Origin of the sequence: Pseudomonas sp. P7779 (assembly GCF_013386315.1) — a bacterium.
Taxonomy (GTDB): Bacteria; Pseudomonadota; Gammaproteobacteria; order Pseudomonadales; family Pseudomonadaceae; genus Aquipseudomonas.
This window is the reverse complement of sequence record NZ_JACARZ010000060.1, coordinates 1-22,657: the sequence shown is the minus strand read 5'-3', so window position 1 is coordinate 22,657 and position 22,657 is coordinate 1. Positions and strand designations below refer to the sequence as shown.

Sequence of the window (22,657 nt, the reverse complement as noted above, 5' to 3'; positions counted from 1 at the left end):
AACAAACATTTTGGTTATTAATAAATAGCTTCTTATTCCTTAACGAATATATACCCCGTGCCTATACTGACCCACAACGTTAAACGCTGCAGGAGGGCACACCCATGCACAGCGAGTCGATTCGTTATCTGATCGTGCCGGGCTGGCAAGGATCGCCAGAAGATCATTGGCAAAGTCATTGGCAGAACAGCCTGCCCAACAGCGCTCGTGTGGAGCAGGCGGACTGGCTCACCCCACGCCGCGAAGACTGGGTGGCAGCCCTGGCCGAAGCCATCGCCGCCGACAGCACCCCGGTGATTCTGATCGCCCACAGCCTGGGCTGCATCACCGTCGCCCATTGGGCGGCCACCGCACCGGTGCAGTTCCTGCGTCAGGTACGCGGCGCCCTGCTGGTGGCCCCGGCCGATGTCGAACGCCCTGCCTGCGCACCCGCCCTGCGTAACTTTGCGCCAATCCCCAGCCATCTGCTGCCGTTCCCAAGCCAGGTCGTCAGCTCCGACAACGACAGCGCCGTCAGCGCCACCCGCGCCCTGGAACTGGCACGTAACTGGGGCGCCGAAGCGGGAATTCTCGCGGGCGCCGGGCACATCAACGTGAAGTCCGGCCATCAACGCTGGGAACAGGGTTTCGCCTACCTCTATCGCCTGCAAAATCGCCTGGAACATCACTCCCGGCGCCGTGCATAAAATTTTTTAAACGCCCCTTCCCCTTCGTGGATGGGGCGGGAGCCTGCCATGAGCCTGCATGAAACCTTCGGTCAGCCCCTGCTGACCTTCCCCGACGCCGAAAAAAGCCCCCTGAGCATTCGTGCCAAGGCGCTGGTGTTTGTCGACCCGCGTTCGCGGCAACTGCGTGAAGACCTCGAAAACCTCGCCCCCCGTGCCTTGCCCGTGTTGATCCGCGGCGAAACCGGCAGCGGCAAGGAGTTGCTCGCCCGGCATATCCACCGTGGCAGCGACCGCACCGGCCTGTTTGTCTCGGTGAATTGCGGCGCCATCAGCCCGACATACGCCGACGCCGAACTGTTCGGCTACGCCGCAGGCAGCCACAGCGGCGCAGCCAGCAGCCGCGCCGGCTGGTTTGGCTCGGCCAACGGCGGCACGTTGTACCTGGATGAAATCGGCGACTTGCCGCTGCCAATCCAGGTCAAGCTGCTGGCGGCGCTGGAAAACCACGAAGTCACCCGCGTCGGCGCCCATCAGCCAAGCCCGGTGGATGTGCGGCTGGTGGCGGCCACCAGCATCGACCTCGCCCAGGCCGTGGCGGCCGGCAAGTTTCATGAGCGCCTGTTCCATTACCTCAGCGAAGGCCAACTGGAGCTGCCCGCACTGCGCGAGCGGGTGGGCGACATCCTGTCACTGGCCGAATATTTCCTCGGCATCTACAGCCAGCGCCTCGACCTGCCGGTGCCGCTGATCAGCGACGAAGCCCAGCGCGTGCTGGAGCATCACAGCTGGCCGGGCAACACCCGGGAGTTGGAGAACGTGATTCACTTTGCCTTGCTGGTCAGCAGTGGCGACGAGATTTTGCCTGAGCATTTGAACCTGCCCGTGGCGGGTTCACCTGTGGAGCAGGTGCGGCGAATTCTTGGCCACGCCAGCGCCGCCGAGGTTGAAGCCCTGAAAAGCTATCTGAAAGAACACGCTGTTTTGTAGGAGCCCGGCTTGCCGGCGATGGCGTCCTCAGGAGCATCGCAAGGCTCAAGACCGCCATCGCCGGCAAGACGGGCTCCTGCATGAACAAAATGGAATATCAAAGTGAATAAAAAGTATTGTTCTGGAATAAAAAACCTCGGTATTGTCCGCTCCACGCCGCGATAGCACTTCGCTGGCATCCACTAAAAAAGCGGCCGTCCCAGACGACCCGGATTTTCGATAAGGACACTGCATGAAAAAGGTTCTGTTGTTTACCGCACTGGCGGCTGCCCTGACTGCAAGCTTCGCCCAGGCCAACGAGAAACTGGTGGTAGCCGCTACCCCGATCCCGCACGCCGAGATCCTTGAGCTGGTCAAGCCGACCCTGGCCAAAGAAGGCGTGGACCTGGAAATCAAAGTCTTCACCGACTACGTACAACCGAACGTACAGGTGGCCGAGAAGCGTCTGGACGCCAACTACTTCCAGACCCTGCCGTACCTGGAAAACTTCAACAAGGGTAAAGGCACCAACCTGGTCACCGTGGTCGGTGTGCACGTTGAACCCTTCGGCGGCTACTCGAAAAAAATCAAAAACATCTCTGAGCTCAAAGATGGCGCCACCGTGGCCATCCCGAACGAAGGCAGCAACTCCGGCCGTGCCCTGCTGCTGCTGCAAAAGGCTGGCGTGATCACTCTGAAAGACCCGACCAACGCCCTGGCCACGCCGAAAGACATCGCCAGCAACCCGAAAAACCTGAAATTCAAAGAGCTGGAATCGGCGCTGCTGCCACGCGTCCTGGACCAGGTTGACCTGGACCTGATCAACACCAACTACGCCCTGGAAGCCGGCCTGAACCCGGCCAAGGACGCGTTGATCATCGAAGACGCCAAGTCGCCGTACGTGAACTTCCTGGTTGCCCGCCCGGACAACAAGGACAGCGACGCGATCCAGAAGCTGGCCAAAGCCCTGACCAGCCCTGAAGTGAAAGCTTTCATCGAGAAGAAATACAACGGCGCGGTCGTGCCGGCGTTCTGATCGAACCCAAAAACCTCCTTCAAGGTTTAAACGCCGACGGCTTCTACAGCGTCGGCGTTTTTTATGGCTGGAACACAATCGAAATGTGGGAGCGGGCTTGCTCGCGAATGCGGTGGGTCAGCCAACACATCTGCTGACTGATACACCGCATTCGCGAGCAAGCCCGCTCCCACTTTTTGGGACTGTGTCTGCTCAGAGATTCCGGCTATTGATGGCCCTGCGCAGTGCCACCAGCCACTTCACCAGTTCCTGCGGATCAATCGGTTTTGCCTCGTTCATCGCTCACTCCCTCGCTGTTGGTTGGCCGTCAGTCTGGCCACGCGCTGCCTATCCCTGAAGTGCAGCTCCGATAAAAAGACCCTTCCTACTTCCCCGGGAACAGTAGCTGTCATCCATCTGCACCGCGAATCCGCAGGTTATCTATTTGGGTGATATCAATATGCTATTTCGGTATTTAAATTTTGCTTTTTATACCTTTAAAGTCGGCGCTACCCGGCGTTACCCACGCTGGACCGGACCGCACCAACGCCGCTTTACCCCTGCGGCGTCAGGGATTTCAGATGACCTTCGATTACGCATTTATCCTCAGCACGCTGCCAGCGTTTCTCAAGGCCGTGGGCGTTACCCTGCAAGTCGGCCTGATCGCCATTGGCACCTCCATGCTGGTGGCCTTGATCAACGCCGCGCTGCTGGTGTTTCGCACGCCCTACGTGTGGCGCCTGGTGGCGCTGTACGTGGAGTTGGCGCGCAACACACCGCTGCTGATCCAACTGTTTTTCGTCTACTTCGCGTTGCCGGCCCTGGGGCTGAATATCTCCGGGTTCTGGGCGGCGATCATCACCATGACCTTTCTCGGCGGCGCCTACCTCACGGAAGTGCTGCGCGCCGGTGTCGAGGCGGTGCCGCTGGCACAGATCGAATCGGGCAAGTCCATCGGGCTGTCCCACTGGCAACTGCTGCGCCATGTGATCCTGCCCCAGGCCGGGATCCTCAGCCTGCCGGCGCTGTTTGCGAACTTTATTTTCCTGCTCAAGGAAACCACGATCGTGTCGGCGGTGGCGGTGCCGGAAATTCTCTACACCACCAAAAGCTATATCGCCCTCTACTACAAAACCTACGAAATGCTCGCGGTGCTCACGTTGATCTGCGTGCTGTTATTCCTGCCGCTGTCGCTGCTGCTCAGCCGCCTTGAAAGGAGGCTCCAGCATGGCCAGTTCGGGTCTTGAATTACTCTGGGTGTCCTTGCCGCAACTGGGCAAGGGCGCGGCGCAAACCCTGTCGATCTCGTTCTTGAGCATCGCCTTCAGCACCGTCGGCGGCGTGGTGTATGGCGTACTGCGCACGTTGAATTCGAAAGCGATCAACCTGGTGCTGCGGATTTACCTGGAGCTGTTCCGCGCCATTCCGGTGTTGGTGTGGTTGTACTTGCTGTTCTTCGGCCTGCCGATTTTCTTTGGCCTGAGCATTCCGAGCTTCTGGTGCGCCGTGCTGGTGTTGTCGCTGTGGGGTGCCAGTGAAGTCGGCGAAGTGGTGCGCGGTGCGTTGCATTCGTTGCCCCGAGGCCAGCGTGAAGCCGGCCTGTCGATTGGCCTGTCGGACCCGCAACTGTACGGCTACGTGCTGTTGCCCCAGGCCCTGAAACGCATGACCCCGCCGACCATCAACGTCTACACCCGCATCATCAAGACCAGCTCCCTGGCGGTGCTGATCGGTGTGGTGGACGTGATCAAGGTCGGCCAGCAAATCATCGAGCGCACCTACGAGTCGGTATTGATCTACGGCGCGCTGTTCCTGTTTTTCTTCTTTATCTGCTACCCGTTGTCGGCCGCCTCCAAGGTGCTGGAACGGCGCTGGGCCCAAGCATGAGCGCATTGATCGAGTTCCAGGGTTTCAACAAGTTTTTCGGCGACCAGCAGGTGCTCGACGGCATCGACCTGAGTGTGCAAAGTGGCGAAGTGGTGGTGATCCTCGGCCCCAGCGGTTGCGGCAAAAGCACCTTGCTGCGGTGCCTCAATGGCCTGGAAGTGGCCCACAGCGGCAGCCTGCGTTTTGCCGGCAAGGAGCTGCTGGACAAGGCCACCGACTGGCGCCAGGTGCGCCAGGACGTGGGCATGGTGTTCCAGAGTTATCACCTGTTCCCGCACATGAGCGTGCTCGACAACCTCCTGCTCGGCCCGCTGAAAGTGCAAAAACGCGAACCCCGCGAAGCCCGGGCCCAGGCTGAAAAACTGCTGGAACGGGTGGGCCTCTCCGACAAACGCGACGCCTACCCGCGCCAGCTGTCGGGCGGCCAGCAGCAACGCATCGCCATCGTCCGCTCGTTGTGCATGAACCCGCAGGTCATGCTGTTTGACGAAGTCACCGCCGCCCTCGACCCGGAGATGGTCAAGGAAGTACTGGAAGTGATCCAGGGCCTGGCCCGGGACGGCATGACGCTGCTGATCGTCACCCATGAAATGGCCTTCGCCCGCGCCGTCGCCGACCGCGTGGTGTTCATGGAGGCCGGCCGCATCCTCGAACAAAACACCCCCGAGGCATTCTTTACGAACCCGCAAACCGCACGCGCGCAGCAGTTCCTGGAGAAGTTCTCCTTCGTTTCAACACTGCCCAAAAGAACCAAGGAACTGGAGCTGTCATGAAAACTGCCAAGTTGTTATTCCCCCTGTTCGGCCTCGCTTTGCTGGCCGGCTGCAATAAATCCGAAGAGCCCGCCAAGACGGCTGCCGCTGCCACCCCGGCACCCGCTGCCGTGAGCTACATCGACAAGATCAAGGCGCGGGACAAGCTGATCGTCGGCGTATTCACCGACAAGCCGCCGTTTGGTTTCGTGGATGAGTCCGGCCGTTATGTCGGCTTCGATACCGACATCGGCCGCCGTTTCGCCAAGGACCTGCTGGGCGACGAGAACAAGGTTGAATTCGTCGCCGTAGAGCCGGCGAGCCGCATTCCGTTCCTGCAAAGCGACAAGGTCGACCTGATCCTCGCCAACATGACGGTGACGCCGGAGCGCAAGGAAGCGGTGGACTTCACCAACCCGAACCTGAAAGTCGCGGTGCAGGCCCTGGTGCCGCAGGACAGCTCGGTGAAGAGCCTGGACGACCTGGCGACCCGCACCACCATCGTCACCACCGGCACCACCGCGGATATCTGGCTGACCAAGAACCACCCGGACTGGAAACTGCTGAAGTTCGAGAAAAATTCCGAGTCGCTGCAAGCGTTGTCGGCGGGCCGTGGTGATGCCTATGCCCAGGACAACCTGGTGCTGTTCAGCTGGGCCAAGCAGAACCCGGGCTATCGCGTGCTGGAGCAGAAACTGGGGGATGAAGCGCCGATTGCGCCGGCGGTGAAGAAGGGCAACATCGAATTGCGGGATTGGGTGAATGCCGAGCTGGCGAAGTTGGGCGAAGAGAAGTATTTGCTCAAGCTGTATGACCAGTATGTTCGCAAGGAACTGAGCGATGACACCAAGCCGGAAAGCGTGATTGTTGAAGGCGGGAAGTGGCAGGGTTGATCAGCTAGCTGTTGGGTGACTGATCTACCGTCTTCGCGAGCAAGCCCGCTCCCACATTCGACCGAGTTCCACCTTTGGAATGCGGACAAATGTGGGAGCGGGCTTGCTCGCGAAGAGGCCCTCACAGGCACCGCCTAACTGGGCCAATGCCACGCCGGCTCATCCAGCACCCGCTGCCCCACCACCTGCGTCTGCCCCATCACCTTCTCCAGCACGATCGAATTACACCCTTCATCCTGCTGCAACGCCGCAATCAAGCGGCTGGCATGGGACACCACCCACACCTGACACTGCTGCGACACCTGAATGATCAGCCGCGCCAACGCCGGCAAAAGATCCGGGTGCAAGCTGGTTTCCGGTTCGTTCAATACCATCATCGTCGGTGGCCTCGGCGTCAGCAGCGCCGCCACCAGCAGCAAGTAGCGCAAGGTCCCGTCCGACAGCTCCGCCGCCGATAACGGCCGCAGCAATCCTTCCTGATAAAACTCGATGGCAAAGCGTCCGCCCTGCAACGGCTCGATATTCAACCGTGCGCCGGGAAACGCATCGCTGATCGCCCGCTGCAACGCCTCGGGGTCGCCGATCTCGCGGATGGTCTGCAACGCCGCCGCCAAGTCCCGCCCATCGTGATGCAGCACCGGCGTACGCGTGCCCAGTTGCGGCAGGCGCACCGGGGCGTCGACGTCGCTGCGAAAATGATCATAAAAGCGCCAGCCGCGAATGCTTTCGCGCAGCAGCAATACCTCCGGCGAACCCCGCAGGCTGCCGACCTGATCGAACAGGCTGTGGTAGTTCGGCGTGTGCTGGGCCAGTACATCCCAGGCGCGGCCATCGCGGGCACGTACCATCGGGCCGGAGCGCTGCACCAGCAGGCTCGCCGGGCGAAATACATGCCCGGCCCAGATGCATTCTTTCTTGATCTCCGGGTCCAGGGAAAAATAGGACAAGGTTTTCTCGGGCAACCCCAGGGAAATCGCATAGCTGAAATCCTCTGCGGCAAACCCCAAGCGCAAGCGCTTGGCGCCCTGGCGCACGATGGGCTCCACCGCCACTTCACCACTGAGCATGCGCCGGCTGATGCTTTCCGGCCCGGCCCAGAAGGTTGAATCCAGCCCACCCTCGCGGGCCAGTGCGTTGATCACGCCGCCCTGGGCCGTCTCCGCCAGCAGCCGCAGGGCGCGGTACAGGTTGGACTTGCCGCTGCCATTGGGGCCGGTAATCAGGTTCAACCGATCCAGCGGCACCACCAATTTGTTGATCGAGCGGTAATTGGCCACCGCGAGGGTCTTGAGCATGAGAAAAATTATCGGTTTGGGAACCCCTGGAGTATGGGATTCTCCATGCAGATAAGGAACCCTGTTCTAAGCTCACAGTCGCATAGACACTGGCACGTCGGCATCACGCAAAAGGAGCCTGCATGGGCGGTCACAAACTCACATTTATCCTCGGCCTTGGCCTGCTGGCGCTGCTGAGCGGTTGCGGCCAGGAAAAAGCCGAACCCAAGGAACATTCCCGGGTGTTTGTGCAGACGGTGAAGTCCACCGACTTTGCCGCCGCCGTGACCTTGACCGGCGATATCCAGGCCCGGGTGCAGACCGATCTGTCGTTCCGCGTCGGCGGCAAGATCATCCAGCGCATGGTGGATGTCGGCGACCGCGTCAGCGCCAAGCAGGTGCTGGCCAAGCTCGATCCGAAAGATTTGCAGACCAATGTCGACTCCGCCCAGGCCCAGGTGGTCGCCGAGCAGGCGCGGGTCAAACAGACCGCCGCCGCGTTTGTGCGCCAGGAAAAACTCTTGCCCAAGGGCTACACCAGCCGCAGCGAATACGACTCTGCCCAGGCCGCGTTGCGCAGCAGCCAGAGCGCGCTGACCGCGGCCCAGGCGCAGTTGGCCAATGCGCGCGAGCAGTTGGGCTACACCTCGCTGGTCGCCGACGCGCCGGGCATCATCACCGCCCGCCAGGCCGAGGTGGGCCAGGTGGTGCAGGCCACCGTGCCGATTTTCAGCCTGGCCCGGGATGGCGAGCGCGACGCGGTGTTCAACGTCTATGAATCGCTGCTGGTGGAGCCGCCGCCGGACAAACCGATTACCGTCAGCCTGCTGGAAAACCCGCAGATCACCGCCGTGGGCAAGGTGCGCGAAGTCACCCCGGCCGTTGCCGCCAATACCGGCACGGTGCAAGTCAAAATCGCCCTCGACGCGCTGCCCAAGGGCATGCAACTGGGCTCGGTGGTCAGCGCCACCGCCAACGGGCCGGCCAAGGCCAGCATCGAATTGCCGTGGGCTGCCTTGACCAAAGACATCAGTGCGCCGGCTGTCTGGCTGGTGGACGACGACGGCAAGGCGCAACTGCACAAGGTCACGGTCGCGCGTTATCTCACCGGCAAGGTGATCATCAGCGACGGCCTCAAGGGCGGCGAAAAAGTCGTGGTGGCCGGCGGGCAATTGCTGCACCCCGGCATGATCGTGGAAATCGCCCAGCCGCCGGATCAGGCCCAGGCCCAGGGAGTGCAGCCATGAAGCAGTTGACGTGTGTGCTCGCCGCCAGCCTGCTGTTGATGGCGTGTTCCAAGGAAGAACCGGCACCGGAACCGGTGCGCCCGGTGCTGTCGATTGAAGTGAAAGCCGAAGACCAGGAAAACCTCGGCCGCTTCGCCGGCACGATCCAGGCCCGCTACGAAAGCAATCTCGGTTTCCGTGTGCCAGGCCGTATCGCCCGGCGCGCGGTCGACGTGGGCGCTGAAGTGCAGCAGGGCGCGTTGCTCGCCGTGCTCGACCCCACCGATCAACAGAACCAGTTGCGCGCCGCCCAGGGCGACCTGGCCCGGGTCCAGGCACAGTGGATCAACGCCCAGGCCAATGCCCGTCGCCAGCAGGAATTGTTCAACCGTGGTGTCGGCGCCCAGGCCCAGCTGGACATCGCCCAGACCGACCTGAAAACCACCCAGGCTTCCCTGGATCAGGCCAGGGCCTCGGTCAACCAGGCCAAGGACCAGCTCAACTACGCCGAACTGCGCACCGACCATGCAGGCATCGTCACCGCCTGGAATGCCGAGGCCGGCCAGGTGGTCAGCGCCGGGCAGCAAGTGGTGACCCTGGCACGACCGGACATCAAGGAAGCCGTCATCGACTTGCCCGCCGGCCTCGCCGAGCGCCTGCCGCCGGATGTGGTGTTCCTGGTCGCCGGGCAGATGGACCCCACGGTCAGCACCACCGCCACCGTGCGCGAGATCGAACCCCAGGCCCAAAGCGCCACCCGCACCCGTCGCGCCCGCCTGACCCTGGCGGAAACGCCGCCCGCGTTTCGCCTCGGCACCGCTATCAGCGTGACCCTGAGCTCAGCCATCGCGCCGCGTATCGAACTGCCCCTCAGCGCTTTGCAGGAAGCCGACGGCAAGACCCGCATCTGGGTCATCGACACCCAAAGCCAGACCGTACAGCCCCGTGACGTCAGCATCGTCAGCCGTGACGCCGACAGCGCCTTGCTCAACGCCGGCGTCAAACCCGGCGAGCGGGTGGTGAGTGCCGGCGTGAACAGCCTGAAGCCCGGGCAAAAAGTCAAAATCGACGAGGACAGCCCGCGATGAAAGGGAGCTTCAACTTATCCGACTGGGCCCTCAAGCATCAGTCCTTCGTCTGGTACCTGATGTTCGTCGCGCTGCTGATGGGCGTGTTCTCGTACATGAACCTCGGTCGCGAGGAAGACCCGTCGTTCACCATCAAGACCATGGTGATCCAGACCCGCTGGCCGGGTGCGACCCAGGAAGAGACCCTGAAGCAGGTCACCGACCGCATCGAGAAAAAACTCGAAGAGCTGGACTCCCTCGACTACGTGAAGAGCTACACCCGGCCCGGCGAGTCCACGGTGTTCGTGTTCCTGCGGGACACCACCAGCGCCAAGGACATCCCGCAGATCTGGTACCAGGTCCGCAAGAAGATCGACGATATTCGCGGCAGCTTCCCCCAAGGCTTGCAGGGGCCGGCGTTCAACGACGAGTTCGGGGATGTGTTCGGCTCGGTGTACGCATTTACCGCCGACGGCCTGTCGATGCGCCAGCTGCGCGATTACGTGGAGCAGGTGCGCGCCGAAATTCGTTCGGTACCGGGGCTGGGCAAGGTCGAGATGATCGGCCAGCAGGACGAAGTGATTTACCTGAATTTCTCCACCCGCAAACTCGCAGCGCTGGGGATCGATCAGCGCCAGGTGGTGCAGAGCCTGCAATCGCAGAACGCGGTGACCCCGGCTGGGGTGATCGAGGCCGGGCCGGAGCGGATTTCGGTGCGCACCTCCGGGCAGTTCGCCTCGGAGAAGGACCTGGCCAACGTCAACCTGCGGCTCAATGACCGTTTCTATCGGCTGGCCGACGTGGCGGAAATCACCCGTGGCTATGTCGACCCGTCGACGCCGATGTTCCGCTTCAACGGCAAGCCCGCCATCGGCTTGGCCATCGCCATGCAGAAGGGCGGCAACATCCAGGATTTCGGCAAGGCCCTGCACAAACGCATGGACGATCTGACCGCCGACCTGCCAGTGGGTGTGGGCGTGCACAAGGTTTCCGACCAGGCCGAAGTGGTGGAGGAGGCCGTTGGCGGCTTTACCAGCGCGTTGTTCGAGGCGGTGATCATCGTGCTGGTGGTGAGCTTTATCAGCCTTGGCGTGCGTGCCGGGTTGGTGGTGGCGTGCTCGATCCCGCTGGTGCTGGCGCTTGTGTTCGTGTTCATGGAATACAGCGGCATCACCATGCAGCGGGTGTCGCTGGGCGCGTTGATCATCGCCCTCGGCCTGTTGGTGGACGACGCGATGATCACCGTGGAGATGATGATCACGCGCCTGGAAAAAGGCGAGACCAAGGAGCAGGCGGCGACGTTCGCCTACACCTCCACCGCGTTCCCGATGTTGACCGGCACGCTGGTGACCGTCGCCGGGTTTGTGCCGATTGGCCTCAACGCCAGTTCGGCGGGGGAGTACACCTTCACGCTGTTCGCGGTGATTGCCGTGGCAATGCTGGTGTCGTGGGTGGTCGCGGTATTGTTCGCGCCGGTGCTCGGGGTGCATATCCTCAGCAGCAAGGTAAAACCCCACAATGCCGAGCCGGGCCGTGTGGGCCGGGCGTTCAATGGCGGCATGCTGTGGGCGATGCGTAACCGCTGGTGGGCCATTGGCATTACCGTGCTGCTGTTTGTAGCGTCGGTGTTTTCCATGCAGTTTGTGCAGAACCAGTTTTTCCCGTCCTCGGACCGTCCGGAAATTCTCGTCGACCTCAACCTGCCGCAAAACGCCTCGATCAACGAGACCCGCAAGGCCGTCGACCGTCTTGAGGCGATCATCAAGGACGACCCGGACATCGCCCGCTGGAGCACCTACATCGGCCAGGGCGCGATCCGTTTCTACCTGCCGCTGGACCAGCAACTGGAGAACCCGTACTACGCGCAACTGGTGATCGTCAGCAAGGGCCTGGAAGAGCGCGGCGCCTTGATTGCGCGCCTGCAAAAACGCCTGCGGGAAGATTTTGTCGGCGTGGGCAGCTTTGTGCAGCCACTGGAAATGGGCCCGCCGGTGGGGCGTCCGATCCAGTACCGGGTGTCTGGCAAGGACATCGACCAGGTGCGCAAACACGCGATCGAACTGGCGACCATGCTCGATAAAAATACCCACATGGGCGAGATCATCTACGACTGGAACGAGCCGGGCAAAGTCCTGCGGGTGGACATCGCCCAGGACAAGGCGCGGCAACTGGGGCTGTCGTCGGAAGACGTGGCGCAGTTGATGAACAGCGTGGTCAGCGGTGCGTCGGTGACCCAGGTGCATGACGATATCTACCTGATCAACGTGGTCGGTCGCGCCGAAGATGCCGAACGCGGTACGCCGGAAACCTTGCAGAACCTGCAGATCGTCACGCCCAACGGCACCTCGATTCCGCTGCTGGCGTTTGCCACCGTGCGTTATGAGCTGGAACAGCCGTTGGTATGGCGTCGCGACCGCAAGCCGACCATCACCATCAAGGCGGCGGTGCGCGACGACATGCAGCCGACCGACCTGGTGAAACAGCTCAAGCCGGACATCGACAAGTTCAGTGCTGGGTTGCCGGTGGGCTACAAGGTCGCCACCGGCGGCACCGTGGAAGAAAGCGGCAAGGCCCAGGGCCCGATTGCCAAGGTAGTGCCGTTGATGCTGTTCCTGATGGCGACCTTCCTGATGATCCAGTTGCACAGCGTGCAGAAGATGTTCCTGGTGGCCAGCGTGGCGCCGCTGGGGCTGATTGGCGTGGTGTTGGCGCTGATTCCCACGGGTACGCCCATGGGCTTTGTGGCGATTCTCGGGATCCTTGCGCTGATCGGCATCATCATCCGTAACTCGGTGATCCTGGTGACGCAGATCGACGCCTACGAGCGCGACGGCTACACGCCGTGGGACGCGGTGGTGGAAGCCACCGAACACCGGCGCCGGCCGATCCTGCTGACCGCAGCAGCGGCCAGCCTGGGCATGATCCCTATCGCCCGTGAAGTGTTCTGGGGCCCGATGGCCTACGCGATGATCGGCGGGATCATCATCGCCACCTTGCTCACGCTGCTGTTCCTGCCGGCGCTGTACGTGGCCTGGTACAAGATTCGCGAGCCGAAGAAAGAACAAGCCTGACGGCCACAGCGGTGACATTCCTACACGGACGTGGGAATGTTCCCTGAAACATTTTTTTGCCCTTCGCACCCGATCAATTGTTTTACCCTCCGGGCCTGATCCTTTGCCAAGGCCTGCCCCATGCGTTGTTTCCTGCTGGTTTGTAGCTTGTTACTGTCGCCCGTGGCCCTTGCCGGCACGGTGCTGGAGAACGCCCTGTGGCGGGTTGAGATCGACCCGGCGACCCTTGCGATCCACGTTTTCCCCAGCGACAAGACCGCCGTGCAGGCTTCAAGCGGAGGCCCTGCGCACAGGGTCAACCAGCTCTCCCAAAGCACCCGTCAGGCCAGTTGGCAATGGGACGATGGCGCCTATCGCCTGAGCGCCACCCTCGAGCAACGGGATCTTGCCCTGACGATTACCGCCCGTGATGCCGGTGAGTTGGCGATCCTGCGCCAACCCGCCAGCGCCATGGGCAAGGGCCTGATCTGGCCCCTGGCCGAAGGGCATTACGTGCCGGCGGGCAATGGTGTGTGGCAGGACTTCCTGCTGGAGCAGGGCGACGTCAACACCACCCAGGACCTCAGCTTGCCGCTGTGGGGCGTGGATCACGGCGCGTTTACCCTCAACTGGCTGATGACCAATCCTTACAACAACCGTCTGCACTGGCAGGCCGACGGCAAAGGACTGGCGTTGTCCGCCTCCCATGAGTTCACCACACTGGACCCAGCGGCGCCGATGACCGTGCTGTTGCACCTGGGCGAAAGCGACCCGCTGGCCGGCGCCAAGCGTTATCACCAGTGGCTGGTGGAGCAGGGGCTGTTTGAACCGTTGGCGGACAAGTTGCGGCAAACCCCGGAAGCGGAAAAGCTGCTGGGCGCCAGCCATATCTACCTGTGGGGCAATGACCTGCTGAGCTTGGGTGATGTGCGGGACTGGCAGCAGTTGCTCAAACTGCTGCGCAGTGGCAAAGGCTTGGCGGCGGAGTTGAATGGCTTGCTGGACAAAGAGGCTGCGCAGGTTCGACAGGTCAAGCAACCGTATGAGCAGGCTGTCCTGCTGCGCGGCCTGAATGCGGCGATCAACACAAAGGCCCGGCAGGGCTGGCAGCCCTCCACCGAGCCGAATATGACCCAACTCGCTGATGGCTATGGTGCGTTGCGTCGCGAGTTGGCCGTGGCTTTTGCCGGTGCCTTGAGCGCCACGCCTGAGACTTGGGGCAACACCTTGTCCGTCACCAACGCGCTGAAAGGCGCCGGTCTCAAGCGCCTGCTGGTGACCCAGGGCGAAGGCTGGGAAGGCGGGCTCTGGCATCCTGAGGCGGTGAAGACCGGGGTCGACGCCGGTTACTTGATGGCGCCCTACGACTCTTATGAAACGGCACTGTCTGCCACCGAAAATCCCGACTGGACCACCGCGCACCTGGGCAGCAAGGCCTACGGCGAGTGCGCAATCGTGTTGAAGGGCGGCCAGTTGAAGACCGGCTTCCAGAAGTCCGGCCACTACACCGACCCGCGCTGCGTGCGGCCGTTGCTGGAGGCGCGGATCAAGGCGGTGCAGGCCAAGTCCGGGTTCAACGCCTGGTTCCTCGACGCCTATGCCACCAGTATGTTGTTCGACAGCTATCGCACGGGTGCGAGCATGACCCAGGCACAAAATGCCGAAGGCAATATCGATGCGGCCCGCTGGATCAATACGGCGCTGAAGTTGCCGGCAGGTTCCGAGGACGGCAACGCGATCACCGCCCGAGGCATCCTGTTTGCCCACGGCATGCAAACGCCGGTGCTGGGCTGGGGTGATCGTGAGATGACCAAGGACAAGCAGTCGCCGTATTACGTCGGGGCTTGGTACCCGCCGGAACAGCCGGCGGTGTTCTTCAAGTCGGTGCCGTTGAAAGAGCCGTTTCGCACGGTCTACTTTGACCCGACGATGCGCCTGCCGCTGTATCAGGCGGTGTTCCATGGCTCGGTGATCACCACCCACCATTGGCTGTTCGACAGCCTGAAACTGAGCAACGTGCGGGCCGAAAACGAGCTGACGCAACTGCTCTACAACGTGCCGCCGCTGTATCACCTGAGTGCGGCGACGGTGAAGCAGCGCTTGCCGGTGATTCAGCGCCAGGACGCGTTCTTCCGGCCGCTGCATGAACGGTTGGCGACTCAGGCGATGACCGATTTTCGCTGGCTGACCGAAGATAAACAGGTGCAGCAGACCACGTTTGCCGATGGAACGCGGTTGGTGGCGAATTTTGCTGAGGGGCGTATTACGGCTTTTGTGCCTGGCGCCCAGGCTGTGGTGTATCAGGTGGATGAGTGGCGGCTGTGAGTCCTTCGCGAGCAAGCCCGCTCCCACAGGGAAATGCATTCCAAAATGTGGGAGCGGGCTTGCTCGCGAAGGCGTAAGCCCAAACAACAAAGACCTACAGCTTGCGCCACACACTCGCCAGCCACGGCTGTTGTTCCCGAGGCAATCCCGCTGGCCGGTAGTAATGCTCCAACTCCACAAACCCCGCAGCCGTCAGCAATTCCTGCCAGGCCTGCAAGTCGTGATACGAGCCATACCGCGGCCCATTCCAGCCCTCCTGGTTTTCACCCCGAGGGTTTGAGCTGAACAACACTCCACCGACCTTCAACGCCCCATGCAACTGCCCAAGAATGCGCGGCAGTTCCTGCTTGGGAATATGAAACAGCACCGCATTGGCGAAGATCCCGTCGAAACGGCCGGCTGGCAAATCCAGCTTCAGGAAGTCCTGTTGCAGCACTTCACAGCCGCTGTCTTCCCGGGCCATCTGTGCAAAGCGCTCCGAACCATCGAGCCCCACCGCGATGTGGCCCATGCGGGTAAACGTCTGCAAATCCCGCCCCGGCCCGCAGCCGAAATCCAGCACGGTAAACGGTGCGTCGCCCTGGATATGCCGCAGCAACGCATCAATGTTCTGGCTCACATCGTGATCGCGGGTGCCTTCACGAAAATCCTCGGCCACTTTGTTGTAGTGGCCAAGGGTGGTGGAGGTGATCTGGTCGAGGTCGTCGGGGGCGAGTTTCATGGCAGGTTATACCGGGCGCTGAGATGGCCCGACTATACCTCACCTCTTGTTCAGAACCCTGGCCAACCGATCGCCGCCCAACTGAATCACGGCTACCAGGATCACCAGCAGCACAATCACGGTGAGCATGATCTGCGTGTCAAAACGCTGATAGCCATAGCGATAGGCAATATCCCCCAGCCCACCGGCGCCAATTGCCCCGGCCATGGCCGAGGAGTTGATCATCGTCACCAGGGTAATCGTGAACCCGCCGACAATCCCCGGCAGCGCCTCCGGCAGCAGCACATGCCAGACGATATGCCAGCGCCGGCAACCCATGGCTTGCGCCGCTTCGATCAAGCCGTGGTCGACTTCGCGCAAGCTGACTTCGGCGATCCGCGCGAAGAACGGCGTGGCCGCGATGGTCAACGGCACCACCGCCGCCCACACGCCATAGGTGGTGCCGACGATCAACCGGGTGAACGGAATCAGCGCCACCATCAAAATCAAAAACGGGATCGAGCGGAACAGGTTAACGAACGCCCCCAGCACCCGATTCAAGGCAGGCGCCTGATAGATGCCGCCCTTGTCGCTGGTCACCAGGAACACCGCCAGCGGAATCCCCACCAGCAATGCAATCAACGACGACACTCCGACCATCAACAGTGTGTCGATGGCGCCCTGCAATAAACGATCAAACCACATAGCCCAGCACCTCCACCTGTTGTGCCCAGCGCCCGGCGCGGCTGCGCAGTTCTTCGGCGGTCAGGGACGAGCCGCTCACCGCCAGCAGCAATTGCCCCAAGGCGTGGCCCTGGATGCGTTCCACACCGCCTTGCAGCAAGCGCACGCGCCCGCCGAGGGCGCTGAACAACGCAGCAAGATCGGGTTCGTCTTCGGCACTGCCAGTCAGTTGCAAGCGCAGCACCACGGCGGCGTCCTTTGAGGTCGGATTGGCCTGCAGGCGGCTTTGCAACTCTTCAGGCAGGCCATGTTGCAGCGGCGCCAGCAGGGTTTTACTGACCTCATGCTGCGGGTTGCCGAACACTTCCCACACCGGACCTTGCTCGACCACATGGCCGTGTTCCAGCACCACCACGCGGTCGCAGATTTCGCGAATTACGGCCATTTCGTGGGTGATCAGCACGATGGTCAGGCCCAGGCGTTTGTTGATCTCCCGCAGCAGGCCGAGGATGGATTGCGTGGTCTCAGGGTCGAGCGCCGAAGTGGCTTCGTCGCACAACAGAATCTGTGGGTCATGCACCAGTGAGCGGGCGATGCCCACCCGCTGTTTCTGCCCGCCGGACAGCTGGGCCGGGTAAGCCTGGTGCTTATCCTGCAAACCGACCAATTCCAGCAGTTCACGCACCTTCTTCTCGCGCTGCTCCTTGGGCACGCCTGCGACTTTCAACGGCAGTTCGACGTTCTGCCATACGGTCTTGGCCGACATCAGGTTGAAGTGCTGGAAGATCATGCCGATGCGTCGGCGCAGGGCGACCAGGCGGTCTTCGTCGAAGTCGCCGATGTCCACCTGGTCAATCAATACCCGGCCGCTGCTCGGTTGTTCCAGGCGGTTGATGGTGCGGATCAGCGACGACTTGCCGGCGCCGCTGCGGCCGATGATGCCGAAGACTTCGCCGCGCTGGATCGCCAGGTCGATGCCTTGCAGGGCGGGCACGGATTGGCCGTCATAGGTCTTGCCCAGGTTGATAAAGCGCACGTGCGCGCGGTTCAGGTCCGGGTGCAGTTCTGTCTGCTCGGCGTCCCTGGGCGGCAAGCCCAGGTCGCGCAGTTGAGAGTGGGCGGCGGTCATTTTTTATCTTCCCAGCCGACTTGGTAGAGCTTGCCAAGGGATTTATCCAACGCGGCGCGCACCACCGGCGAGTGCTGGTAGATGTCGACGAACTTGATCACCCGCGGGTCGGTTTTGCTCTTAGGCTGGACCACGAACTGGATCACATATTCCGGATGGTCGAGGCCGTCGAACAGCAGCGCCGACTCGGCATCGAAGGTCTTGGACAGGCGGATATACGCCGGGTAGCCCTGCACCAGGTCGGCGTCGTCATAAGCGCGCACCAGTTGCACCGCCTCCACTTGCAGGATCTTGATCTTCTTCGGGTTGGTGACGATGTCTTCTTCAGTGGCCTTGTAGCCCACGCCCGGCTTGAGCGTGATCAAGCCGGCCTTGGCCAGCAGTTGCAGGCCGCGACCACTGTTGATCGGGTCGTTGGCAATCGCCACGCTGGCGCCCTGGGGCAGGTCGTTGATGCTCTTGTACTTCTTCGAATACAGCCCGACGTTGTTGATGATGCCCGGCGCGTACGGCACCAGGTCAAAGCCCGCAGCGGCCTTGGCGTTTTCCAAAAACGGGATGTGCTGGAAGTAGTTCACGTCGATATCGCCGGCTGCCAGGCTGACGTTGGGTGCGATCCAGTCGGTGAATTCCACCAGTTCGACTTTCAAACCCTGTTTGCCGGCCTCTTCGACGGCGGCCTCCAGTGGAATGGCGAAGGCGGCGGTGGTGCCGACTTTCAACGGTGCGTCAGCGGCGAATACCGCCGAGCTGAACAATCCGAGGGCGAGCGCCAGTGCTTTGACTGGGTGGCTGAGCAATGTTTTTTTCATAGTGGATTTCCAGTCATAAGGTGTGAGTGCAAACAACTCGGTCAAGGTGGGAGCGGGCTTGCTCGCGAAAGCGGTGTGTCAGTGAATGCATCCGGCGACTGATACAGCGCTTTCGCGAGCAAGCCCGCTCCCACATTTTGGTTCAGTGGCGGTAGGTGGAGCCGGTGTGTTGTTCAGGTAAGTGCGCCGAGTGGTGGAAGACTTTCTCCCGCAACGTCCCGGTCTCATACGCGGTCTTGTACGAGCCCCGGCGCTGCAGCTCCGGCACCACCAGTTCGATGAAGTCGACGTAGCTTTCCGGGGTGACGATGCGCGTCAGGTTGAAGCCATCCAGGCCGGTTTCGCTGATCCATGATTCAAGTTCATCCGCCACCTGTGCCGGCGAACCCACCAGGGTGATGTAGCGCCCGCCAAGAGCGTGTTGCTCAAGCAACTTGCGCCGGGTCCAGTCATTGTTCTGCAGGTTCTTGGTCGCGGACTGGATGGCGTTGCTCTTCACGTACTGGATCGGTTCGTCGATTTCGTACTGTGAAAAATCAATCGCCGTGGATGCCGAGAAATGCGCCACGCCGGCTTCCGCACTGGCGTAGCTCAGGTACTCGGCGTGCTTGGCCCACGCAGCTTCTTCGGTGGCGCCGACAATCACGTTCAGGCCCATGAACACCTTGATATCGTCTGGGTTGCGCCCGGCTTCCACGGCGCTGGCGCGCACCTTGTCCACCTGGATCTTGGTCGAGGCCTTGTTCTGCCCGCTGATGAACACGCACTCGGCGTGGCGCCCGGCAAACAGCAGCCCACGGTCGGAGCTGCCCGCCTGGAACAGCACCGGCGTGCGTTGCGGCGACGGCTCGCACAGGTGATAACCCTCCACCTGATAGAACTCGCCCTTGTGCTCGACCTTGTGCACCTTATCCGGCTGGGCATACACCCGCGCCTGCGGATCGTTGATCACCGCGTCGTTTTCCCAGCTGCCTTCCCAGAGTTTGTAGAGCACCTCCAGGTATTCGTCGGCCTGGTCGTAGCGCCGGTCGTGCTCGACCTGCTCGGTCAGGCCCATGGCCTTGGCGGCGCTGTCGAGGTAGCCGGTGACGATGTTCCAGCCCACCCGGCCACGGCTCAGGTGGTCGAGGGTCGACATGCGCCGGGCGAACAGATACGGCGGTTCGTAGGTGAGGTTGGCGGTCAGGCCAAAGCCAAGGTTTTTGGTCACCGCCGCCATGGCCGAGACCAGCAGCAACGGGTCGTTGACCGGCAGCTGGATCGCTTCCTTGAGCGGCACGTCCACCGAGTTCTGGTAGACGTCATACACGCCGACGATGTCGGCGATGAACAGCCCGTCGAACAGTCCGCGTTCCAGCAATTGCGCCAGTTCGGTCCAGTACTCGATGGTTTTGTACTGGGTCGAGTTGTCCCGTGGATGGGTCCACAGGCCGTGGTTGATGTGCCCGATGCAGTTCATGTTGAAGGCATTGAGCAGGATCTTTTTCTTCGCCATCAGATAGTCCCCCGCAGTGGCGGGTTTTCATCGTTGAGGTAGTAATTGCCCACGGCGTGGTACTTCCAGCGCACCGGGTCGTGCAGGGTGTGTACCCGGGCGTTGCGCCAGTGGCGGTCCAGGCCGTGTTCGGCGAGGGTCGCCTGGCTTCCGGCAAGTTCGAACAGGGTACTGCCGGCCGCCAGGGAAATCTCGGTGCTGAGGGCGCGCACTTCGGCGACCGCGATGGATGCGGCCGCGACGGTGTCGGCATTGCTGTCGGCCTGGGCGCGGTCGAGGAATTCGCCTGAGCGTTCCAGCAGGGCTTCGGTGGCGTGCAGGCGGATGCTCAAGTGGCCGAAGCTTTTCAGGGTCAGCGGATCTTCGGTGGCCTTGTCGCTGGTGGCGTCGATCCACGGCCGGGTCTTGGTGCGCACGAAGTGCAGCGCATCCTCATAGGCAGCGCGGGCGATACCGGTGTCGATGGCGGCGTGAAGGATCTGCGCCAGCGGGCCGACAGTGGTCGGGCGTTCGAAGGCACTCTGGAACGGGATCACGTCCTGGGCCGCGACCCACACGTTATCGAACACCACCGAACCGCTGCCGGTGGTGCGCTGGCCGAAGCCGCTCCAGTCGTCGATCACGCTCAGGCCCTCGCTGTCACGGGTGACAAAGGCCAGTTGCTGCACACCGTTTTCGTCCACCACGGACGTGGGAATACGTTGGGCGTAGATCGCGCCGGTCGAGTAGAACTTGCGGCCGGTGATACGGAAACCGTCACCGTCGCGGGTGATCTTGGTGATGCGGTCGTGGGCGGTCTTGGTGCCCAGTTCTGCCAGCGCATTGCCGAAGCGCTGGCCGGCGAGCACTTCGGCGTACAGGCGTTTTTGCTGCGCCGGGCTGCCGTTCACCCGAAGCACTTCGAGGGCATAAAAATGGTTTTGCGGGATCTGCCCCAGGGACGCATCCGCCTGGGCAATCAGTGCCGTGACCTTGGCCAGGGTGACGTTGGAAACGCCGGCACCGCCGAACTCCTTGGGTACGCTGATGCCCCACAGGCCGGAGCGGGAAAACACGTCCAGCTCAGGCAAGGGCAGGCGGCGTTCACGGTCACGCAAGGCGCTGTCGCGGCGGAAGTCTTCGGCCAGGTCGCTGGCGACAATGAGGGCTTGTTCATCGCTGGTAATAACCGCGACGTGATGAGAAAGGGTCATGCGTATTCTCCAGAGGTCTGGTCGGTTAAATCCAGGAATGTCGGGCAGGCAAAGTGCCGTTGAGGTGGTAAGCGCCCACCGCGTGGTACTTCCAGCGCACCGGGTCGTGCAGGGTGTGCACCCGGGCGTTGCGCCAGTGGCGGTCGAGGTTGAATTCGGCGAGGGTCGCGCGGCTGCCGGCCAGCTCGAACAGCTTTTCGCTGGCGAGCAGGGAAATCTCGGTGGTCAGCACCTTGGCTTCGGCTACGGCAATCGAGGCGCGTGCGGCGGACTGCGCGGTGATCGGCTCGGCGCTGACTTGGTCCAGTACCTGGCCGGCCTTGCGCAGCAGGGCTTCAGCGGCGTGCAGTTCGATCTTCAGCTTGCCGATATCGGCGATCACATACAGGTCATCGCTGGCCCGTTCGACCTTGGCGTCGATCCATGGCCGCGAGCGTTCGCGTACAAAGCTGATGGTGTCGTCGATCGCGCCACGGGCGATGCCGGCGTCGATGGCCGCCTGGATCAATTGCGAGACTGCTCCCTGGATGCCCGGTGTTTCGCCGAGTCGCCAGGTTTCCACCACCAGTTCGGCGTCCACCGCCACTTGATCCAGCAGCACTGTGCCGCTGGCGGTGGTGCGTTGGCCAAAGCCTGACCAGTCATCGACGATACGCAGGCCTTCGGTGCCACGGCGCACGAACGCCATGACGACTTTGCCGTCATCGTTCAAGGCCTTGACCGCCACCCAATGGGCGAACAGCGCGCCAGTGGAGTAGAACTTCTGGCCACTGACGACGTAGCCGTCACCTTCGGCGGTGATGCGTGACTTGAGGTCCAGGGTGTTTTTGGTACCGCGTTCCGGGCCGCCGTTGCCGATGCGCCAGCCGTCCAGCACGCTCTGAAACAGCTGCTTTTTCTGGCGCTCGCTGGCCGCACCTTGCAGCACGTGCAGGATGCCGAAATGGTTCTGCGGGATTTGCCCCAGCGCCGGGTCGGCCGCGCTGATGATCGCGAACACCTCGGCCAGGGTCACGAAGGACACCTGCGGGCCGCCGTACTCACGGGGAATGGAAATACTGCCCAGGCCGCTGCGGGTGAAGTGTTCGATTTCAGCCCAGGGCAGTTTGCGTTGCTGATCGCGCCTGGCCGCTTGCAGGCGCGCGGCCTGTGCCAGCTCGTGGGCGGCGCTCAGGGCCTCGGCGTCGTTGCGCAGCACTTTGGCGGGCAACAACAGCGGGGCAACGTCCAGATCACTCTGGGGGGGTGTTTGTGCCAAGTTAGACATCAGCGCCGCTCCTTGGCTGCACGCAATGCCCTGGCGTTACGCACCGGGGTAATTTTGACCATACCTACCTCACATCCGTTGAAAAGATAAAAAAATCAGGAATGTCCGGTGGTCCGGTGCATATACCCTAAGCGTGTTAAATTTTTTAATAAACTAACTTTTAGGAATATGCATAGAAGGTCTGTCACCCCGGTTCACAGGGCGAGCCGGGGCGACGGGGTTGGTAGGCCAGCGGGGCCCTGGCGGGGCTGGTC

General features: G+C 62.0%; 19 protein-coding genes. 11 read left to right on the top strand and 8 right to left on the bottom strand.

The genetic code is table 11. The features are described 5' to 3' along the window. Positions 1–104 precede the first annotated feature (104 nt). From HX869_RS17860 to HX869_RS17830, 7 genes are all read left to right on the top strand, one after another. Complete coding sequence (locus HX869_RS17860; RefSeq protein WP_003211820.1) at positions 105–686, top strand: alpha/beta hydrolase; 582 nt, start codon at positions 105–107, stop codon at positions 684–686. Between the two features lie 48 nt (positions 687–734). Then, complete coding sequence (locus HX869_RS17855; RefSeq protein WP_003211821.1) at positions 735–1,655, top strand: sigma 54-interacting transcriptional regulator; 921 nt, start codon at positions 735–737, stop codon at positions 1,653–1,655. 232 nt (positions 1,656–1,887) lie between these two features. After that, on the top strand, positions 1,888–2,670 hold the full coding sequence (locus HX869_RS17850) for a MetQ/NlpA family ABC transporter substrate-binding protein (RefSeq protein WP_063033612.1): 783 nt from the start codon (positions 1,888–1,890) through the stop codon (positions 2,668–2,670). Positions 2,671–3,230: 560 nt separating this feature from the next. After that, positions 3,231–3,896, top strand: a complete 666-nt coding sequence (locus HX869_RS17845) for an amino acid ABC transporter permease (protein WP_003211825.1) — start codon at positions 3,231–3,233, stop codon at positions 3,894–3,896. Continuing rightward, complete coding sequence (locus tag HX869_RS17840) at positions 3,877–4,536, top strand: amino acid ABC transporter permease (protein WP_008435829.1); 660 nt, start codon at positions 3,877–3,879, stop codon at positions 4,534–4,536. The genes HX869_RS17845 and HX869_RS17840 overlap by 20 nt, the downstream gene beginning before the upstream one ends. Beyond that, positions 4,533–5,309 carry an amino acid ABC transporter ATP-binding protein gene (locus tag HX869_RS17835; protein ID WP_003211829.1) on the top strand — a complete coding sequence of 259 codons (777 nt, stop codon included), beginning with the start codon at positions 4,533–4,535 and terminating at the stop codon, positions 5,307–5,309. The genes HX869_RS17840 and HX869_RS17835 overlap by 4 nt, the downstream gene beginning before the upstream one ends. Continuing rightward, positions 5,306–6,181, top strand: a complete 876-nt coding sequence (locus tag HX869_RS17830; RefSeq protein WP_008435828.1) for a transporter substrate-binding domain-containing protein — start codon at positions 5,306–5,308, stop codon at positions 6,179–6,181. Before HX869_RS17835 ends, HX869_RS17830 begins: the two co-directional genes overlap by 4 nt. A gap of 134 nt (positions 6,182–6,315) precedes the next feature. Here HX869_RS17830 and HX869_RS17825 read toward each other — a convergent pair whose 3' ends face one another. Then, the gene (locus HX869_RS17825) at positions 6,316–7,476 is read right to left on the bottom strand and encodes an AAA family ATPase (RefSeq protein WP_178903428.1); all 1,161 of its coding nucleotides are present in this window, start codon (positions 7,474–7,476) and stop codon (positions 6,316–6,318) included. Positions 7,477–7,598: 122 nt separating this feature from the next. Between HX869_RS17825 and HX869_RS17820 the strand changes: the two genes are divergently transcribed. The 4 genes from HX869_RS17820 (at position 7,599) to HX869_RS17805 (ending at position 15,123) form a co-directional block, all read left to right on the top strand. Continuing rightward, positions 7,599–8,702, top strand: coding sequence for an efflux RND transporter periplasmic adaptor subunit (locus HX869_RS17820; RefSeq protein ID WP_177028465.1), 1,104 nt, complete (start codon positions 7,599–7,601; stop codon positions 8,700–8,702). Then, positions 8,699–9,769 carry an efflux RND transporter periplasmic adaptor subunit gene (locus HX869_RS17815; RefSeq protein ID WP_003211833.1) on the top strand — a complete coding sequence of 357 codons (1,071 nt, stop codon included), beginning with the start codon at positions 8,699–8,701 and terminating at the stop codon, positions 9,767–9,769. Before HX869_RS17820 ends, HX869_RS17815 begins: the two co-directional genes overlap by 4 nt. Beyond that, positions 9,766–12,819 carry an efflux RND transporter permease subunit gene (locus HX869_RS17810; RefSeq protein WP_087692737.1) on the top strand — a complete coding sequence of 1,018 codons (3,054 nt, stop codon included), beginning with the start codon at positions 9,766–9,768 and terminating at the stop codon, positions 12,817–12,819. Before HX869_RS17815 ends, HX869_RS17810 begins: the two co-directional genes overlap by 4 nt. A gap of 120 nt (positions 12,820–12,939) precedes the next feature. Beyond that, positions 12,940–15,123 (top strand): glycoside hydrolase, encoded by a 2,184-nt coding sequence (locus HX869_RS17805; protein WP_178903427.1) that lies wholly within the window; start codon positions 12,940–12,942, stop codon positions 15,121–15,123. A 94-nt stretch (positions 15,124–15,217) separates the two neighbouring features. Here HX869_RS17805 and HX869_RS17800 read toward each other — a convergent pair whose 3' ends face one another. The 7 genes from HX869_RS17800 to HX869_RS17770 form a co-directional block, all read right to left on the bottom strand. After that, entirely contained in the window at positions 15,218–15,844 is a 627-nt protein-coding gene (locus tag HX869_RS17800) for a bifunctional 2-polyprenyl-6-hydroxyphenol methylase/3-demethylubiquinol 3-O-methyltransferase UbiG (RefSeq protein WP_177021017.1), read from the bottom strand. Positions 15,845–15,883: 39 nt separating this feature from the next. Beyond that, the gene (locus tag HX869_RS17795) at positions 15,884–16,528 is read right to left on the bottom strand and encodes a methionine ABC transporter permease (protein WP_003211840.1); all 645 of its coding nucleotides are present in this window, start codon (positions 16,526–16,528) and stop codon (positions 15,884–15,886) included. Then, positions 16,518–17,636, bottom strand: a complete 1,119-nt coding sequence (locus HX869_RS17790) for a methionine ABC transporter ATP-binding protein (RefSeq protein WP_102367883.1) — start codon at positions 17,634–17,636, stop codon at positions 16,518–16,520. Before HX869_RS17790 ends, HX869_RS17795 begins: the two co-directional genes overlap by 11 nt. Next, positions 17,633–18,448, bottom strand: a complete 816-nt coding sequence (locus HX869_RS17785; RefSeq protein ID WP_003211844.1) for a MetQ/NlpA family ABC transporter substrate-binding protein — start codon at positions 18,446–18,448, stop codon at positions 17,633–17,635. Before HX869_RS17785 ends, HX869_RS17790 begins: the two co-directional genes overlap by 4 nt. Before the next feature lie 142 nt (positions 18,449–18,590). Next, positions 18,591–19,943, bottom strand: a complete 1,353-nt coding sequence (locus HX869_RS17780) for an LLM class flavin-dependent oxidoreductase (protein ID WP_178903426.1) — start codon at positions 19,941–19,943, stop codon at positions 18,591–18,593. Beyond that, positions 19,943–21,136, bottom strand: a complete 1,194-nt coding sequence (locus HX869_RS17775; protein WP_003211848.1) for an SfnB family sulfur acquisition oxidoreductase — start codon at positions 21,134–21,136, stop codon at positions 19,943–19,945. The genes HX869_RS17780 and HX869_RS17775 overlap by 1 nt, the downstream gene beginning before the upstream one ends. Positions 21,137–21,161: 25 nt before the next feature. Continuing rightward, positions 21,162–22,403, bottom strand: a complete 1,242-nt coding sequence (locus HX869_RS17770) for an SfnB family sulfur acquisition oxidoreductase (RefSeq protein ID WP_178903425.1) — start codon at positions 22,401–22,403, stop codon at positions 21,162–21,164. Positions 22,404–22,657 lie beyond the last annotated feature (254 nt).